Source organism: Streptomyces sp. URMC 127, from assembly GCF_051386535.1.
Taxonomy (GTDB): Bacteria; Actinomycetota; Actinomycetes; order Streptomycetales; family Streptomycetaceae; genus Streptomyces.
The window spans coordinates 1-16,169 of record NZ_JBPQTW010000157.1 but is presented as its reverse complement, the minus strand read 5'-3'; the positions used below and the strand labels follow the sequence as shown (position 1 = coordinate 16,169).

The window sequence follows — 16,169 nt, the reverse complement described above, 5'->3', positions numbered from 1 at the left end:
CGCGCCCCCCGCGCAGCGGCCGACCGCCCGGTCCGCCGCACGCGCAGCGTGTCGGAGGGCTCGGCGAGCCAGGCGGGCGAGGCCGCGGCCCCGGTGCGTCGTACGCGCAGCGCGGCGGACGGCTCGGCCAGCCAGGCGGCCGAAGGCACGGCCCCGGTGCGTCGCGCCCGCAGTGCGGCGGACGGCTCCGCCAGCCAGACGGGGGAGACCGCGCCCCCGGCCCGCCGCATGCGCAGCGCGAGCGAGGGCTCGGCGAGCCAGGCGGGCGAGACCGCGCCCCCGGTGCGTCGTACGCGCAGCGCGTCGGAGGGCTCGGCGAGCCAGGCGGCCGAAGGCGCGGCCCCGGCCCGCCGTACCCGCAGCGCGGCGGACGGCTCGGCCAGTCAGGCGGGGGAGGCCGCCCCGCGGCGCGCCCGCCCGGCGGCCGCCGGCTCCTCCGACGCCCCCTGGCACCACGCCCGCCCGGCCTTCGACGAACCCCCCGCCGAGCCCGGCGCCGAAGAAGCCCCGCCCGAGCCGCAAGCCTCCTCCCGCCGCGACGGCGACCAGCCCGAGCGCCGCGGCCCGGCGGTGCCGGACGCACCGTCCGGTGAGCCGGAGACGTCACCCGAGCCGCAGGCTTCCCCCCGCCGCGACGGCGACCAGCCCGAGCGCCGCGACCCGGCGGTGCCGGACGCACCGGAGGGGGAGACGCCCGCCCCCGGCGGCGCCGGCCCCGCGTCACGGGGCGGTGAAGGCCGGGACGACCGCACCCCCGCCGGAGGCGACCCGGCCGGCGACGGCGGACCCCGTAACGGATCCCGTAACGACGACACGAGCAACCCCGCCGGAGGCGACCCCGCATGAGCGACACTCTCGACGTCGTCCTGCGCCTCCTCGCCGTCTTCGTCGTCTTCCTCGTGCTGCCCCTGGTCGTCGGCCAGACCGAGCACAAGGTGATGGCCCACATGCAGGGCCGCCTCGGCCCCATGTACGCCGGCGGCTTCCACGGCTGGGCGCAGCTCGTCGCGGACGGCGTGAAGTTCGCGCAGAAGGAGGACGTGGTGCCAGCGGGCGCGGACCGCCGCATCTTCCAGCTGGCACCGGCCGTGGCCCTCCTGCCGTACCTGCTCGTGCTGATCGCGATCCCGGTCGGGCCGGGCAACGCGGTCGGCCAGGTCGTCGACGCGGGCATCTTCTTCGTCCTCGCCGTGATGGGCGTGGGCGTCCTCGGCTCGCTGATGGCCGGCTGGGCGTCCGCCAACAAGTTCTCGCTGCTGGGCGGCCTGCGCACGGCCGCGCAGCTCATGGCGTACGAGCTGCCGATGCTGCTGGCCGCGGCGAGCGTGGCGATGGCGGCGGGCACGGTCTCGCTGCCGGGCATCGTGGACGCCTTCCACTGGTGGTGGGTGCCGTGGCAGATCGTCGGCGCGGTGGTCTTCTTCGTGGCGGGCCTCGCCGAGCTGCAGCGCCCCCCGTTCGACATGCCGGTCGCCGACTCCGAGATCATCTTCGGTGCGTACACCGAGTACACGGGCCTGCGCTTCGCGCTGTTCCTGCTGTCGGAGTACGCGGGCATCGTCGTCCTGTGCGGCCTGACCACGGTCCTCTTCCTCGGCGGCTGGCACGGCCCGTTCGGCGCCGACGGCCTGGGCTGGCTGTGGACCCTGCTGAAGACCGCGGTCCTGGCCTTCGTCGTGATCTGGCTGCGGGTGACCTACCCGCGGCTGCGCGAGGACCAGCTGCAGAAGCTGGCCTGGACCGCCCTCATTCCCCTCGCCCTGGCGCAGATCGCGCTGACGGGCGTCGTCAAGGTGGTGACCCAGTAGATGGGCCTTCCCGGTTCCGGCCTGGCCAAGGGCCTGGCCGTCACGCTCCGCACGATGACGCGCCGCGCGCACACCGCGCAGTACCCGGACGTCCAGCCCGAGCTGCCGCCGCGCACGCGCGGCGTGATCGGGCTGTTCGAGGAGAACTGCACGGTCTGCATGCTGTGCGCCCGCGAGTGCCCGGACTGGTGCATCTACATCGACTCCCACAAGGAGACGGTGCCCCCGGCCGCGCCGGGCGGCCGCGAGCGCAGCCGTAACGTCCTCGACCGCTTCGCGATCGACTTCTCGCTGTGCATGTACTGCGGCATCTGCATCGAGGTGTGCCCCTTCGACGCGCTGTTCTGGTCGCCGGAGTTCGAGTACGCCGAGACGGACATCCAGGACCTCGTCCACGAGCGCGACAAGCTCCGCGAGTGGATGTGGACCGTGCCGGAGCCGCCGGCGCTCGACCCCGCGGCCGAGGAGCCGAAGGAGATCGCGGCGGCCCGCAAGGCGGCGGAGAAGACGGCGGAGAAACTGAAGTCCGAGCAGGAGGGAGAGGCATGACCGGCACCGGTACCACCGTGCTCGCCGCACAGGCGCACGCGCACGGCTTCCTCTCCCCGGCCGGCGTCGAGATCGTCTTCCTCCTCGTCGGCCTCGTCACCCTCGGCGCGGCCGTCGTGACCGTCACGACCAGGCAGCTCGTGCACGCCGCCCTCTGGCTGGTCGTCGCCCTCGGCGGGCTCGCCGTGGAGTACCTGCTGCTGACGGCGGAGTTCATCGCCTGGGTGCAGGTCCTGATCTACGTCGGCTCCGTGGTCGTCCTCCTCCTCTTCGGGCTCATGCTCACCAAGGCCCCCATCGGCCGGTCCCCGGACGCCGACTCCGGCAACCGGTGGGCCGCCCTCGGCGTCGCCGCGGCCGCGGCCGCCGCCCTCGTGTGGGTGGTCGTGGACGCCTTCCGCACGACGTGGATCGGCCTGGACGGCGACGCCCCCCAGGGCACCACGAAGGTCTCCGGAGAGATCCTCTTCCGGCACTGGGTGCTGCCCTTCGAGGCGCTGTCCGTGCTGCTGCTCGCCGCGCTCGTCGGCGCGGTCGTCCTCTCCCGCAAGAAGACCCGGGAAGGGGCGCAGCGCTGATGCACCTCGTCTACCCGGCCGTCCTCGCGGCCCTCCTCTTCTGCACCGGCCTGTACGGCGTCCTGGCCCGGCGCAACGCGATCCTGGTGCTGATGTCCGTCGAGCTGATGCTCAACGCCGTCAACCTCAACCTCGTCGCCTTCGACGCCTGGCTGCGCGACGAGCTGCACGCGGGCCAGGCCCTCACCCTCTTCACCATCGCCATCGCCGCCGCCGAGATCGGCATCGGCCTGGCGATCGTGCTGCAGGTGCACCGCAACCGCGGCACCGCCGACGTCGACCGCCTGCGCGACCTGCGCGACGACGCCCCCGGCGCCGGACCCGGCACCGGACACCCGGACCACGAGGAGAAGGCCGAGGCCGCCGCGTGAGCACCACGACCACCGCCGTCCTCGTCCCCCTGCTGCCGTTCCTCGGCGCCCTCGCGGGCCTACTGACCGGCCGCCGCGCGCCCGGCTTCGTACGGCCCCTGGCCGTCCTGCCGACGCTCGCCGCGGCCGTGCTCGCCGCCGTCGTCGCCTGGCGGCAGGGCGGCGGGGACGCGATCGACGCCGCCACCCGGCTCACCCCGACCGGCTCCGTGCCGATCGACCTCGCCCTGCACCTCGACGGCTTCGCCGTCCTCGTCGCGCTGCTCGTCGGCGTCGTCGCCACGTGCGTCCAGCTGTACTCGACGGCCTACCTGCGCGACGACCCCCGCTACCCCTCCTACGCCGCCCTCGTCTCCCTCTTCACCGCGGCCATGCTGCTGGTCGTCTACTCCGGCGACCTCATGGTGCTGCTGGTCGGCTGGGAGATCATGGGCATCTGCTCGTACTTCCTGGTCGGCCACTACTGGGAGACCGAGGCCGCGCGCAGCGCCTCCCTCAAGGCCTTCCTGGTCACCAAGCTCGGCGACGTCCCCTTCCTGATCGGCATCCTCGCGCTGGCCGCCGACGCCGGGACCTTCCGGATCAACGGCATCCTCACCGCCGTCACCTCCGGCGGCATCGAGCACCCCACGCTGATCGCGCTGCTGCTCCTGGCGGGCGTGGCGGGCAAGTCCGCGCAGTTCCCGCTGCACACGTGGCTGCCCGACGCGATGGCCGGCCCCACGCCGGTCTCCGCGCTGATCCACGCCGCGACGATGGTCGCGGCCGGCGTCTACTTCGTCGCCCGGCTCCTCCCCCTCTTCGCGGCCTCCACCGCCGCGCTCGTCGTCCTCGCCGTGATGGCCGCCGTCACCATGACCGGCTCGGCGCTCGCGGCCCTCGCCCAGGACGACATCAAGCGCGTCCTCGCCTACTCGACCGTCGGCCAGCTCGGTTACATGACCGGCGCCCTCGCCGTCGGCGACCGCGGCGCGGCCGTCTTCCACCTGATCTCGCACGGCGCGTTCAAGGCCCTCCTCTTCCTCGGGGCAGGCGTGATCATCCACGCCGCCGGCACGAACTCGCTCGCCGCCATGGCCCGCACCGGCGGCCTCGCCAAGCGCATCCCCGACGCGTACTGGACGATGACCGTCGCCCTCCTCGCCCTCGCCGCGATCCCCCCGTTCAGCGGCTTCTTCTCCAAGGAAGCCGTCCTCGGCGCGGCCGAGCACGCCGCCTCCGGCGACGCCGAGGGCATCCCGGGCGCGGCCGGCTGGCTCGTCCTCGCCGCGGGGCTCCTCACGGCCCTCCTGACCGCCGCCTACGCCACCCGCCTGTGGCTGATGGCCTTCCGCGGCACCGGCCCCGAGGCCGCCGACCACGGCAAGCAGCCCGCCGCCATGAACACCGTCCTGTGGATCCTGGCCGTCCCCGCGCTCGCGCTCGGCCTCGCCGCCTGGAAGCTCCCCGGCTGGTTCGACGGCCGCTCGCTCACCCCGACGCTCACCACCTCCGTCCTCTCCACCGGCTGCGCCCTCGCCGGCGCGATCGTCATGTACGCGGCCTGGCGCCGCAGCGCCGCGCTCGCCGCCCGCACCCCCCTCGGCGCCGTCGCCGCCGACCCGGGCGCGGCCCCGTACGTCTCCGAGGAGGAGAGCATCGCCACCCACGAGGCCGCCTACGGCGACATCGCGGCGGCACCCGACCCGGCCGACCCCGGCCGGACCCTCCTCGGCCCCCTGCACCGCCACGCCGCGGCCGGCTTCCACCTGGACGCCGTCTACTCCGCCCTGTTCGTCCGGCCCGTGCGCGCGGCCGCCCGCCTCGCCGGCTTCCTCGACCGCGAGGTCGTCGAGACCTACGTGCGCGGCGCGGCCGGCGCACCCCGCCTGCTCGGCGAGGCCGTCCGCCGCGCCCAGACCGGCAACGTGCAGACGTACCTGAGCGCCCTGTTCGCCGGAGCCGTCGTCCTGGCCGTAGCGGCCGTGCTCGTAGCCAACGGAGCCTGACCGTGAGTCACACAGTCCTGCAGTACCTCCTCGCTGCGATCGTCGTCCTCCCCCTCGCCGGAGCCGTCGCCGCCCTCCTGCCGGCCCCGCCCGGCCTGAAGGGCCGCGACCCCGGGCAGGCCGTGCTCCGCCACGGCGTCACCGTCACCGGTGCCGTCCTCGCACTGGCCGTCGCCCTCGCGGCGGGCTTCGACCACGACAGCCCGGCCCGCATGCAGGCGACCACCGACATCAGCTGGATCCCGGCCCTGAACATCCGGATCCACCTGGGCGTGGACGGCGTCTCGCTCCCCCTCCTCGTCCTGACCGCGCTGCTGACCTTCCTCTGCGCGCTCTACAGCTACTTCCGCATGCCGCCGGGCCCGTCCCCCAAGGCATTCGTCGCGCTGCTCCTCGTCCTGGAGTCCGGCACCCTCGCGACCTTCGCCGTCCTCGACCTGATGCTGTTCTTCCTGGCCTTCGAGATGGTGCTCATCCCGATGTACTTCCTCGTCGCCCGCTGGGGCGGCGACGGCAGGGAGCGCGCGGCCTGGCGCTTCATCCTCTACACGCTGCTCGGCTCCGTCGTGATGCTGCTCGGCCTCCTCCTGGTCGGGATCAAGAGCGGCACGTTCGACATGGTGGCACTCGCCACTGACAACGGGGCGCACCTGAGCCGCACCACCCAGCTCATCGCCGTCCTCGCCATCGGCACCGGACTGGCCGTCAAGGCCCCCATGTGGCCCCTGCACAGCTGGCTGCCCGACGCCCACACCGCCGCCCCGACCGTCGGCTCGGTGCTGCTGGCGGGCGTGCTGCTGAAGATGGGCACGTACGGGTTCGTCCGCATCGTCCTGCCGGTCGCCCCGGACGGCGCGCACACCTTCGCGCCCTACCTCGCCGCCTTCGCGGCCGTCGGCATCATCTACGGCTCGCTGGTGTGCCTGAACCTGGCCCGCCGCGGCGCGGGGGGAGATCTCAAGCGCCTCATCGCGTACTCCTCCGTCGGCCACATGGGCTTCGTCCTGCTCGGCATCGCGACGCTCACCCCCACCGGGGTCAACGGCGCCCTCTTCGCCAACATCGCCCACGGCCTCATCACCGGCCTGCTCTTCTTCCTCGTCGGCGCGGTCAAGGACCGCTACGGCACCAGCGACCTCGACGCCCTCTCCGGCCGCACCGGCGCCGCCCTCTACGGCAAGGCCCCCCGCCTCGGCGGCCTCCTCGCCTTCGGCGCCATCGCCTCCCTCGGCCTGCCCGGCCTCGCCGGCTTCTGGGGCGAGATGCTCGCCATGTTCGGCGCGTTCCGGCCCGCGGACGGGCTCAGCCGCCCGGCGTTCCTGACGTTCATGGCCCTCGCCGGCCTCGGCACGCTCCTGACGGCCGCCTACCTGCTGGTCGTCGTCCGCCGCGTGTGCATGGGCGGCGACGGGGGCAGCACCCGGCCGCAGACCACCGGCACGGAGCCCGGCCCCGGCACCCCCGCCGACGTCCGGTCCTACGAGTTCGCCGCCTGGACCCCGCTCGTCGCCCTCACCGTCCTCGCCGGACTCTGGCCCGCGGCCCTCCTCGGCCTCACCGACCCGGCCGTTCAGCAGCTCCTCCGAGGAGGCAACTGATGGGCTCCCTGATCCAGTCCGTCGACTGGCTCGCCGTCGCACCGCCCACCGTCACGGCCGTCGTCGCGCTGGCCGTCCTGGTCGCCGACCTCTTCCTCCCCGAGGAGCGCAAGCCGCTCCTGGGCGCCGTCTCCGTCGCCGGGCTGCTGCTCGCGGGCCTGGCCCTGCTGCCGCTCCTCGACGGCGACCGCTCCACGTTCTGCCTCACCGGGGTCTCCGACCGCGACGCGTGCAGCTACACCGCCGACCACTTCACGCTCGTCATCCAGCTCCTGGTGCTCGGCGGCGCCCTCCTGACGGCCCTGCTGTCCATGAGCGCCGTCCGCGACCACCGGCTCCCCGAAGGGGAGTACTGGTTCCTGCTGCTGTCCTCCGCGGCGGGCGCCGCCCTGCTGCCCGCCTCCCGGGACCTCGCGACCCTCGTCGTCGCCCTCGAAGTGGCCTCCCTGCCGGCCTTCGCCCTCGTCGGCCTGCGCCGCGGCGACCGCCGCTCCTCCGAGGCGGCCCTGAAGTTCTTCCTGTCCTCGGTCACCGCGACCGCCGTCACCCTCCTGGGCGTCAGCTTCGTCTACGCGGCCACCGGCACCCTGCACCTCACCGAGGTCGCCGGGAAGCTCGCCGAGACCGACCCGCGGCTCGCCACCCTCGCCCAGGCGGGCGTCGCCCTCACCCTCGTCGGCTTCGCCTTCAAGACCGCGGCCGTGCCGTTCCACTTCTGGGTGCCCGACACCTACGCGGGCGCCCCGCTGCCCGTCGCCGCCTACCTCTCGGTGATCGGCAAGGCGGTCGGCTTCACCGGCCTCATCCTGGTCACGGTCGTCGCCTTCCCCTCGTACGCCGGCGTGTGGGCACCGGCCGTCGCCGTCCTCGCCGCGCTGACCATGACCGCGGGCAACGTCGCCGCGCTCCGCCAGCGCCCGGAACGCGCCCGCAGCGCAGTGCGCCTCCTCGCCTGGTCCTCCGTCGGCCAGGCGGGCTACCTGCTCGTGCCCGTCGCCGCCGCCGGCTACGCGGACGACCCCGCGCGCGCCATCGGCTCCACCGTCGCGTACGCCCTGATGTACGCCGCCGTGAACCTCGGCGCGTTCGCCGTCGCCGCCCTCGTGGCCCGCACGAGCCCGCAGAACCGCATCACCGACTACCGGGGCCTCTACGCCCGCCGGCCGCTCGCCGCGCTCGCCCTGGGCTTCTTCCTGCTCTGCCTGGCGGGCCTGCCGCCGGGCATCATCGGCCTCTTCGCGAAGGTCACGGTCTTCAGCGCGGCGGTCGACGCGGGGCTGGGCTGGCTGGCCGTCGTCATGGCCCTCAACGTCGTGATCGCGCTCTACTACTACCTGCAGTGGACGGCGGTCCTGTTCCGCCCGGCGGAGGCCGGGACTGCGGAGGTGGGGACCGCGGAAGCCGGGACTGCGGAGGCGGCGCCGGTCCGCGTCCCCGGGCCGCTGGGCGCGGCCATCGCCCTGGCCGCCGCGGCCGGCATCGCCCTGTCGGGCGCCCCCCAGCTCGTCCTCCGCTTCGCTTCGCAGGCGCTGCTCTAGGAGCGGGCGGGCCCCGTACCGTCCGCCGGACGGGCGACCCGCGCGGCAGGGAACCAAGGGAACCCGGTGCCCCCGTCTGGCGTTGACCGGTCAAGAAGGTTCCACTGGAGACTCCACCACGAGTGGAAGCGCGTCAGCGCAAGGGTTCCCCTGCCGCACCACTTGGAGGGCGTACCGTGCACCGCCGGCACAACGGGCTCAGGACCGCAGTCCTCCTCGGGGGGCTGTCCGCGCTCATCATCGTCATCGGCAGCCTCTTCGGCCGTACGGGCCTGATCGTCGCCGTCCTGGTGGCCCTGGGCACCAACGCCTACGCCTACTGGAACAGCGACAAGCTCGCCCTGCGCGCCATGCGCGCCCGCCCCGTCAGCGAGTTCGAGGCCCCCGGCCTCTACCGCATGGTCCGCGAGCTCTCCACGGCCGCCCGCCAGCCCATGCCCCGGCTGTACATCTCGCCGACGGACGCGCCCAACGCCTTCGCGACCGGCCGCAACCCCCGCAACGCCGCCGTCTGCTGCACGGACGGCATCCTGCACCTCCTGGACGAGCGCGAGCTGCGCGGCGTCATCGGCCACGAGCTCAGCCATGTGTACAACCGCGACATCCTCATCTCCTCGATCGCGGGCGCGCTCGCCTCGGTGGTGATGTTCCTGGTGAACTTCGCGTGGCTGGTCCCCTTCGGCAGATCGGACGACGACGAGGGCCCGGGCATCGTCGGCATGATCATGATCATGCTGCTGGGCCCGGTCGCGGCGTCGCTCATCCAGCTCGCCGTCAGCCGCTCCCGCGAGTACGAGGCCGACGCCTCCGGCGCCCGTCTCACGGGCGACCCCCTGGCCCTCGCCTCGGCCCTCCGCAAGCTGGAGGCGGGCACGCAGCGCCTGCCCCTGCCCCCCGAGCCGCGCATCGAGACCGCGAGCCACATGATGATCGCGAACCCGTTCCGCGCGGGCGAGGGCATGGCCAAGCTGTTCTCCACGCACCCGCCGATGGGGGAGCGCATCGCCCGCCTGGAGCAGATGGCGGGCCACGGGGGCCGGTAGCCGGCCCTAGCCGACGGGCCTGCCGTCGTACGTCCCTCCCCGGCACACCAGCACCGGCGCGAAGTCGTCCCCGACGGTCACGTCGATCGTCCCGTCCGCGCTCAGGCACTGCGCGGCGGACACCTCCGTGGGCGGGGGCTGCGCAGGCGGCGGAGGATCGAGGTCACCGGCCCGGGCGACCCCCGCGCCGAGCGTTCCGGCGAGCACCAGGGCGGAAACCGCGGCGCCGAGGGCTTGTCGCGTACGTGTGCGCATGGGGGCTCCTCCCGCTCGTTGCGTGCGCGCCCGCCGAACGGCGGACACGGCGGACCGCCCACGATGACGGCGAAGCGGCCGCGCGGCACGCTGCACTGGGCCGTTCGGGGGAGGGCGCCGACCGCCCCCGGGGCGCGAGCGGGTGTGTCACCCGTCCGGCGCAGTTCCGCTGCCGGGGCGGGTGGGCCGGTGCGGTACTGGAAGCGTTCGACGCAGCCGAGATCCGGGAGCCGTCATGAGCGACCAGAACCAGAACCAGGGCAAGGGCCGGGCCGCGAAAGGGCGCGAGGCCGGCGGCGAGGAGCGGAAGTCCGGGGTCAAGCCCGAGAAGCGAAGCGGGGCCTTCGAGGTCTCCGTAGGGGACAGCTACATCTCGGGTGAGGGAGCCCGCTGGGAGGGCAACGCGGAAGCCACGGATCTCGGGGACGACTTGTTCGGCGGTCGCCGGCGGAAGCGGGACGACAACGACAAGAAGTAGCCCTGCCGAGGCCTGGCGGACGGCGCCGGTGCCGCGGCAGCAGCGGCCAGCGGCGGCGGCCCGTCGTCACCTTGGGTTGCTGATCCTCCCGCCGCGGCAACCGTCGGTAGCCGTCCGGACGTCCCAGTAGCTGGACGGCAGGACGAGTGGGAGGCTCTGTTTTATGAAGTTCATCCTGAACATCATCTGGTTGGTGCTCTGTGGCTTCTGGATGGCAATTGGGTACGTTGTTGCTGGTTTGATCTGTTTCGTCTTGATCGTCACCATTCCCTTTGGAATCGCATCGTTCCGCATTGCCGGTTACGCGCTCTGGCCGTTCGGGCGGACGACCGTCGAGCGGCGTGACGCGGGTGCCGGGTCGCTGATCGGCAACATCATCTGGTTCGTCTTCGCCGGGTGGTGGCTGGCGCTCGGTCACATCGTCACCGGTGTTGCGCTCTGCTGCACGATCATCGGAATCCCCCTGGGCATCGCGAACTTCAAGCTGATCCCGGTCTCGCTCTTCCCGCTCGGCCGCGAAATCGTCCCGACGGACCAGGCGTTCGCGGGCTACCGCTGAACCGCGGCTGTTACAGCGGCTGTTGGCCGTTGAGCGAGCGCAGGGTCTCCTCGGCCTCGGGGGTCAGAACGAGGGGGCCCTCGCCGTGCACCCAGACCGCGCGGACGTCGAGGCACCGGAAGCGCCAGCCGCGCGGGGTGCGCACGACCTCGCCCGTGAACGTGCCGCCGACGGTGAAGTGGTCGCCGGGGCCGGAGCCGCGGATCTCGCGGGTGGAAGCCAGGTGCACGTGCGTCATCAGGGCGTTCCAGCGCACCGTGGCGCGGTCGCCGGTGACGTCCAGCAGGTAGTTGGTGCCGATGTGCTGCGTGCGCTCGAACTTGGCCATGGTGGCCGCCTGGGAGGCGGCCAGGCCGTCGATGCCCTCGTGCGTCCCGACCGGCGAGGTGATCCGTACGTCCGGCGTGAAGAAGCCGTGGGCCCAGGCGTCGTCGAACCGGCGCTCGTCGAGGCTCAGCAGGTAGCGGTCGATGAGCCCGGTGATGTCGGCGCGGTCCGTGAGGGCGTCGATGCGGGCCTTGAGGTCGGCGGTCTCCGGGGTGAACTCCGGTGCGGTGAGGGTCATGGCGGCACGCTCCGTGGGTCGGTGGACGGGCCGCCCCGGGCGGGCCGGCCGTTCACCGGGAACGCTAAAAGCTCAAGATAACTTGAGGTCAAGCCCGCCGGGAGAACGAGCCGCGGAACGCCGAAGCGCGCCGGAAGGGATTCCCTTCCGGCGCGCTTCGGTGCGACTGCCGTCAGCCGTCGTTCCCGGGTCAGCGGTAGTTGACGAACTGGATCGCGAAGTCCAGGTCCTTGCCCTTGAGGAGGGCCTGGACGGCCTGGAGGTCGTCACGGCTCTTGGAGCTGACGCGCAGCTCGTCGCCCTGGACCTGGGCCTTGACGCCCTTGGGGCCCTCGTCACGGATGATCTTGGCGACCTTCTTGGCGTTCTCCTGGGAGATGCCCTCCTCGATCGAGGCGAAGATCTTGTACTCCTTGCCGGAGGCCTGCGGCTCGCCCGCGTCGAGCGACTTCAGCGAGATGCCGCGCTTGACCAGCTTGGTCTCGAAGATGTCGAGAACGGCCTTCACGCGCTCCTCGGCGTTGGCACGCATCTCGATCTTGTCGCCGGACCACGCGATCGAGGCGCCCACGCCCTTGAAGTCGTAGCGCTGCGAGATCTCCTTGGCGGCCTGGTTGAGGGCGTTGTCGACCTCCTGCCGCTCGACCTTCGAGACGATGTCGAAACTGGAGTCGGCCATATTGAGTTGGCTCCTCGTACGTAGATCCATCGGGGGGTGCGGCCCTGGCTGCCACCGGCCCCGGGCCGGCGGCGGACCGCCCCGTCAGCCTAGCCACCCCGGGGCCGTTCTCACGGGCGATGAACCGAGTGGCGGACCACCCCAGGTCATCGGGTATGGTTTACGTCGTTGCCCCGGAGCGAATCGAAAGAGAGCCCGAGGTGACACCCCATGGCGGTGTGCCCGAGTGGCCAATGGGAGCGGACTGTAAATCCGTCGGCTTAGCCTACCCAGGTTCGAATCCTGGCGCCGCCACGGAATGAGGCCCCTGACCTGAAAAGGTCAGGGGCTTCTTTCGTTTTCCGGCGCGCCCGGGCCTCATCGGCGCGCCCCGCCCTCAGCCGCTCGCCACGGCCTTCACGGCCTCCAGAACCGGCGTCTCCCCGCCGATCAGCTCCAGGGTCCGCCCCGCCGTCCCCGGCTCGTCCAGCAGCGCCGCGAGGACCGCCGCGACGTCGTCCCGGGTCACCTCGCCCCGCCCCGTGGCCTCGCCGAGCGTCACCCGGCCCGTGCCGGTGCCGTCCGTGAGCCGCCCCGGCCGCAGGATCGTCCAGTCCAGGCCGGTCCGCGCCCGGATGTCCGCGTCCGCCGCGCCCTTCGCGCGCAGGTAGGCGGCGAAGACCGGATCGGTGCCCTCCGGGGGCTCGCGGTCGGCACCCATGGACGAGACCACCAGGAAGCGGCGGACCCCGGCCGCCTCGGCCGCATCAGCGAAGAGCGTCGCCGCGGCGCGGTCGACGGTGTCCTTGCGCCCGGCGCCGCTGCCCGGCCCCGCTCCGGCCGCGAAGACGGCGGCGTCGGCCGACTCCAGGTGCCGCACCAGATCCGCCACGGAGGCCGACTCCAGGTCGCACACGACCGGCTCGGCACCGGCCGCCAGGAGGGCCCCGGCCTGCTCGGGCCTGCGGATGACGCCCGCGATCTCGTCCCCGCGCGCAGCGAGCAGCCGCTCCAGCCGCAGCGCGATCTGACCATGTCCACCAGCGATGACAATGCGCATGATCCGACCGTACGCCGATCACCGGATTCCGACAGAGGGCCTCGCCGCGCCCCGGCCGCCACTCCCGTCACGCCGCCGCTCCCGTCACGCCGCCATCAGCACACCGCCCCGTCAGGACGGCTCGCCCCCGCCGCGCGACGACTGCCGCGGCAGCTCCAGGGCCGCGATCGCCGCGGAGGTGTCGCAGTACTCCCGCACGGCGCTCGTACGGGCCACCACGCGGCCCTTGTGCACTACGAGACGGCTGTACGCCAGCGACAGGACGCTCTCGACCCGCTCGCCCCGCACGGCCAGCAGCTCGGCCGGGAACCCCGCCTCGACCCGCACCCGCGGCAGGCCCATCGCCGCCCGCGCCCACCCGCTGACCGCCTCGTACGCCTCCCCGGGCCGCAGCTCGCCGTGCGAGGCCAGCAGGAACGCGGCCTCCAGGGGATCGCCGCGGCCGACCGGATTGGCCGCGTCGCGCAGGGCGCCGCTCCCGGCCGCGACCCGCACGCCCGCGGCCCGCAGCAGCCGCACCGGGGCGCAGCGCGAGACGCGGGCGCCGCGCTGCTCCAGCGTCCCGCAGTCGCCCTGCGGCAGGCAGACGACGGTCACCCCGGCGGCGGACAGCTGCTCGGCGGCGCGCACGGCCAGGTCGCGGGGGAGGCGGGCGAGGCCGCCGCAGGGGCCGAGGGTGACGCGGGGGCGTAGCCCGCCGGCCATGGCGGCCAGCCGGGCGAGCCGGGCGGGGTCGGAGCCGTCGGTGTGCAGGTCGACGGGGCTGCCGTGCGCGGCGGCCAGGTCGAGGGCGGCCTCGGCGAAGCCGGTGGGGTCGGGGTCGAGGTCGGGGCAGCCGCCGACGGCCGCGCCCATCTTGACCGCGTCCCGCAGGAGGGCCAGCCCGTCGGCGCCGGCGGCGCCGGTGAGCAGCCGGGGCACGGCCACGGCGGTCAGGTCGGTGAGCCCGCGCAGGGCGCGCCCGGCCTGCAGGACGGCCTCCAGCGAGCGCAGCCCCTGCACGTCGCCGATGCGGACGTGGCAGCGCAGGGCGGTGGCCCCGTGCCCGAGCTGGAGGAGGGCCGCCTCGGTGGCGCGCCGCTGGACGTCCTCGGCGGCGTACGAGACGGGGCCGTCGGCCTCGGCGGTGAGCGCGGTGGCGCCGTGGGCGTGCGGCTCGGCGGGCGCGGGCAGCAGCAGATAGCCGCTGAGGTCCACGCGGGGGCCGGAGGCGAGGCTGCCCGCGGTGCCCACGGCCTCGATGTGCCCGCCGCTCAGCCGCACGTCCACCGTGCGGCCGTCGGCGAGGCGGGCGCCGCCGAGCACGAGGGCGCCGTCGCCGGGCGCGACGGCGGGCCGGGCGCCGGGACGGGGGGCCTCGCCCCCGGGCTCCGCCGGGGGCTGCGGCTGGCTGTCGGGCATCGCGCTCCTCCGGGGGCCGGGGCGTGCATGATCACGCAGCAGATCCGAGCGTAGGGCGCGGCAGGAACGGCTTCGAGCAGGCGACGAATAGTCGTACTGGTGTGGTGCGGCGAGGCTTCCGTGGCGTCGTCGCGGCCGTCCTCCGGATACGGATTTCACCTTCGGCGGCCAACCGTGTAATGTCTTCCTCGCTCGCCCCAATAGCTCAGTCGGCAGAGCGTCTCCATGGTAAGGAGAAGGTCAACGGTTCGATTCCGTTTTGGGGCTCTGGTGTGAGAGGTTCCCCGCCTTCGGGCGGGGAGTCCCTCCCGCATCAAAGCGGTGTAGCTCAGTCGGTAGAGCAAGCGGCTCATAATCGCTGTGTCACCGGTTCAAGTCCGGTCACCGCTACACGTAGTAGCCGATTGTGGGGTCGGTCCTCCGATCGGCTACTCTTGTCTGCGTTAAATCCGTCCATTCCGTCAAGGAGCACTCACGTGGCTGCCACCGACGTCCGCCCGAAGATCACGCTGGCCTGCGTGGAGTGCAAGGAGCGGAACTACATCACCAAGAAGAACCGGCGCAACGACCCGGACCGTCTTGAGATGAAGAAGCACTGCCCCCGTTGCAACTCGCACACCGCGCACCGCGAGACGCGATAACAACAAGGCTCGTTCGCGAGGCCGTCCCCATTCACCGGGGGCGGCCTCGCGGCGTATCCGCCACCGTTCACCACTGCCGCAGGAGGTACCGGGCCATGGCGCTCGACCAGTCCTTCGTAGGGCGGACCTATCCGGCCACCGAACCGTACGAGGTCGGCCGGGAGAAGATCCGCGAATTCGCCGAGGCCATCGGCGACACCAATCCGGCGTACACCGACCCGGAGGCCGCCAAGGCGCTGGGCCACCCGGATGTGATCGCCCCGCCGACCTTCGTGTTCTCGGTCACGTACCGGGCCGCCGGCGCGGTCGTGAACGACCCGCAGCTGGGCCTGGACTACTCGCGCGTCGTGCACGGCGACCAGAAGTTCGCCTACGCCCGCCCCGTGCGGGCCGGTGACCGCCTGACGGTCGTCTCCACCATCGAATCGATCAAGTCCCTCGCGGGCAACGACGTCCTGTCCATCCGCGGCGACGTCCAGGACGAGCACGGCGAGCACGTGGTGACCGCACACACCACCCTGGTGGCCCGCGCGGCCGAGGAGGCGTCATGACCGCCCGCATCTCCTACGACGAGGTCGAGATCGGCACGGAGCTGCCGGTCCGCTCCTTCCCGGTGACGCGCGCCGACCTGGTCCGCTACGCGGGCGCCTCGGGCGACTTCAACCCGATCCACTGGAACGAGAAGTTCGCCAAGGAGGTCGGCCTGCCGGACGTGATCGCGCACGGCATGTTCACCATGGCCGAGGCGGCGCGCGTGGTCACGGACTGGGCCGGTGACCCGGGCGCCGTCGCCGAGTACGGGGTGCGCTTCACCCGCCCGGTCGTCGTGCCCAACGACGACGAGGGCGCGGTCATCGAGGTCGGCGGCAAGGTCGCGGCCAAGGACGACGAGCGCCGCACGGTCCGCGTGGACCTGGTGGTCAAGAGCGCGGGCCAGAAGGTCCTGGGGATGTCGCGAGCGGTCGTACGCCTCGCCTGACGACAGGGCGCCGCGAGCAAGCGGCCGGGGCGGGGCCTTGCCGTCGGCCCGGCCGGTGGGCGCCGACCCCGCCGCTGCGCGGCGGGGGCCCTCCCACCCG

At 73.3% G+C, this 16,169-nt stretch carries 18 protein-coding genes, 3 tRNA genes and 1 pseudogene; 17 read left to right on the top strand and 5 right to left on the bottom strand.

Annotated elements, in window-relative coordinates; genetic code table 11:
• From ACSNOH_RS25390 to htpX, 9 genes and pseudogenes are all read left to right on the top strand, one after another.
• Positions 1–846: pseudogene (locus ACSNOH_RS25390) on the top strand (NADH-quinone oxidoreductase subunit C); the annotation flags it as partial.
• The gene (locus tag ACSNOH_RS25385; RefSeq protein WP_436723736.1) at positions 843–1,808 is read left to right on the top strand and encodes a complex I subunit 1/NuoH family protein; all 966 of its coding nucleotides are present in this window, start codon (positions 843–845) and stop codon (positions 1,806–1,808) included. The pseudogene ACSNOH_RS25390 and the gene ACSNOH_RS25385, both read left to right, overlap by 4 nt.
• On the top strand, positions 1,809–2,357 hold the full coding sequence (locus ACSNOH_RS25380; protein WP_436723735.1) for a NuoI/complex I 23 kDa subunit family protein: 549 nt from the start codon (positions 1,809–1,811) through the stop codon (positions 2,355–2,357). It abuts the gene before it with no gap.
• Positions 2,354–2,935: an NADH-quinone oxidoreductase subunit J family protein gene (locus tag ACSNOH_RS25375; protein WP_436723734.1), complete on the top strand. Its 582-nt coding sequence runs from the start codon at positions 2,354–2,356 to the stop codon at positions 2,933–2,935. The genes ACSNOH_RS25380 and ACSNOH_RS25375 overlap by 4 nt, the downstream gene beginning before the upstream one ends.
• A complete protein-coding gene (gene nuoK, locus ACSNOH_RS25370) occupies positions 2,935–3,306 on the top strand; it encodes an NADH-quinone oxidoreductase subunit NuoK (RefSeq protein WP_436723733.1) in 372 nt (123 codons plus the stop codon). The genes ACSNOH_RS25375 and nuoK overlap by 1 nt, the downstream gene beginning before the upstream one ends.
• Positions 3,303–5,294 (top strand): NADH-quinone oxidoreductase subunit 5 family protein, encoded by a 1,992-nt coding sequence (locus ACSNOH_RS25365; RefSeq protein ID WP_436723732.1) that lies wholly within the window; start codon positions 3,303–3,305, stop codon positions 5,292–5,294. The genes nuoK and ACSNOH_RS25365 overlap by 4 nt, the downstream gene beginning before the upstream one ends.
• A 2-nt stretch (positions 5,295–5,296) precedes the next feature.
• Positions 5,297–6,892, top strand: a complete 1,596-nt coding sequence (locus tag ACSNOH_RS25360) for a complex I subunit 4 family protein (protein WP_436723731.1) — start codon at positions 5,297–5,299, stop codon at positions 6,890–6,892.
• The gene (locus ACSNOH_RS25355; RefSeq protein ID WP_436723730.1) at positions 6,892–8,430 is read left to right on the top strand and encodes an NADH-quinone oxidoreductase subunit N; all 1,539 of its coding nucleotides are present in this window, start codon (positions 6,892–6,894) and stop codon (positions 8,428–8,430) included. The genes ACSNOH_RS25360 and ACSNOH_RS25355 overlap by 1 nt, the downstream gene beginning before the upstream one ends.
• A 176-nt stretch (positions 8,431–8,606) precedes the next feature.
• Positions 8,607–9,473 carry a zinc metalloprotease HtpX gene (gene htpX, locus ACSNOH_RS25350; RefSeq protein WP_436723729.1) on the top strand — a complete coding sequence of 289 codons (867 nt, stop codon included), beginning with the start codon at positions 8,607–8,609 and terminating at the stop codon, positions 9,471–9,473.
• 6 nt (positions 9,474–9,479) lie between these two features.
• On the opposite strand, the gene ACSNOH_RS25345 is transcribed toward htpX, so the two are convergent.
• Positions 9,480–9,728, bottom strand: a complete 249-nt coding sequence (locus ACSNOH_RS25345; RefSeq protein ID WP_436723728.1) for a hypothetical protein — start codon at positions 9,726–9,728, stop codon at positions 9,480–9,482.
• A gap of 235 nt (positions 9,729–9,963) precedes the next feature.
• Here ACSNOH_RS25345 and ACSNOH_RS25340 point away from each other — a divergent pair, with 235 nt between their 5' ends.
• Positions 9,964–10,206, top strand: a complete 243-nt coding sequence (locus ACSNOH_RS25340; protein WP_436723727.1) for a hypothetical protein — start codon at positions 9,964–9,966, stop codon at positions 10,204–10,206.
• Between the two features lie 163 nt (positions 10,207–10,369).
• Complete coding sequence (locus ACSNOH_RS25335) at positions 10,370–10,765, top strand: YccF domain-containing protein (RefSeq protein WP_436723726.1); 396 nt, start codon at positions 10,370–10,372, stop codon at positions 10,763–10,765.
• A gap of 10 nt (positions 10,766–10,775) precedes the next feature.
• Here ACSNOH_RS25335 and ACSNOH_RS25330 read toward each other — a convergent pair whose 3' ends face one another.
• Together ACSNOH_RS25330 and ACSNOH_RS25325 are read right to left on the bottom strand one after the other, a co-directional pair.
• A complete protein-coding gene (locus ACSNOH_RS25330) occupies positions 10,776–11,330 on the bottom strand; it encodes a nuclear transport factor 2 family protein (RefSeq protein WP_436723725.1) in 555 nt (184 codons plus the stop codon).
• 190 nt (positions 11,331–11,520) lie between these two features.
• Entirely contained in the window at positions 11,521–12,009 is a 489-nt protein-coding gene (locus tag ACSNOH_RS25325; RefSeq protein WP_058046849.1) for a YajQ family cyclic di-GMP-binding protein, read from the bottom strand.
• A 212-nt stretch (positions 12,010–12,221) separates the two neighbouring features.
• Here ACSNOH_RS25325 and ACSNOH_RS25320 point away from each other — a divergent pair.
• Positions 12,222–12,303: transfer RNA gene (locus ACSNOH_RS25320), tRNA-Tyr, on the top strand.
• Between the two features lie 82 nt (positions 12,304–12,385).
• On the opposite strand, the gene ACSNOH_RS25315 is transcribed toward ACSNOH_RS25320, so the two are convergent.
• Both ACSNOH_RS25315 and ACSNOH_RS25310 read right to left on the bottom strand, forming a co-directional pair.
• Positions 12,386–13,048, bottom strand: coding sequence for an NAD(P)H-binding protein (locus tag ACSNOH_RS25315; protein WP_436723724.1), 663 nt, complete (start codon positions 13,046–13,048; stop codon positions 12,386–12,388).
• Positions 13,049–13,159: 111 nt separating this feature from the next.
• Positions 13,160–14,449, bottom strand: coding sequence for a hydrolase (locus ACSNOH_RS25310; RefSeq protein WP_436723723.1), 1,290 nt, complete (start codon positions 14,447–14,449; stop codon positions 13,160–13,162).
• Between the two features lie 194 nt (positions 14,450–14,643).
• Between ACSNOH_RS25310 and ACSNOH_RS25305 the strand changes: the two genes are divergently transcribed.
• The 5 genes from ACSNOH_RS25305 (at position 14,644) to ACSNOH_RS25285 (ending at position 16,069) form a co-directional block, all read left to right on the top strand.
• A tRNA-Thr gene (locus tag ACSNOH_RS25305) sits at positions 14,644–14,716 on the top strand.
• Positions 14,717–14,766: 50 nt separating this feature from the next.
• Positions 14,767–14,839, top strand: a tRNA-Met gene (locus ACSNOH_RS25300).
• A gap of 86 nt (positions 14,840–14,925) precedes the next feature.
• Positions 14,926–15,090, top strand: coding sequence for a 50S ribosomal protein L33 (gene rpmG, locus ACSNOH_RS25295; protein ID WP_006604855.1), 165 nt, complete (start codon positions 14,926–14,928; stop codon positions 15,088–15,090).
• 95 nt (positions 15,091–15,185) lie between these two features.
• Positions 15,186–15,641 carry an FAS1-like dehydratase domain-containing protein gene (locus ACSNOH_RS25290; RefSeq protein WP_436723722.1) on the top strand — a complete coding sequence of 152 codons (456 nt, stop codon included), beginning with the start codon at positions 15,186–15,188 and terminating at the stop codon, positions 15,639–15,641.
• Positions 15,638–16,069, top strand: coding sequence for a MaoC family dehydratase (locus ACSNOH_RS25285; RefSeq protein WP_436723721.1), 432 nt, complete (start codon positions 15,638–15,640; stop codon positions 16,067–16,069). The genes ACSNOH_RS25290 and ACSNOH_RS25285 overlap by 4 nt, the downstream gene beginning before the upstream one ends.
• Positions 16,070–16,169: the final 100 nt, after the last annotated feature.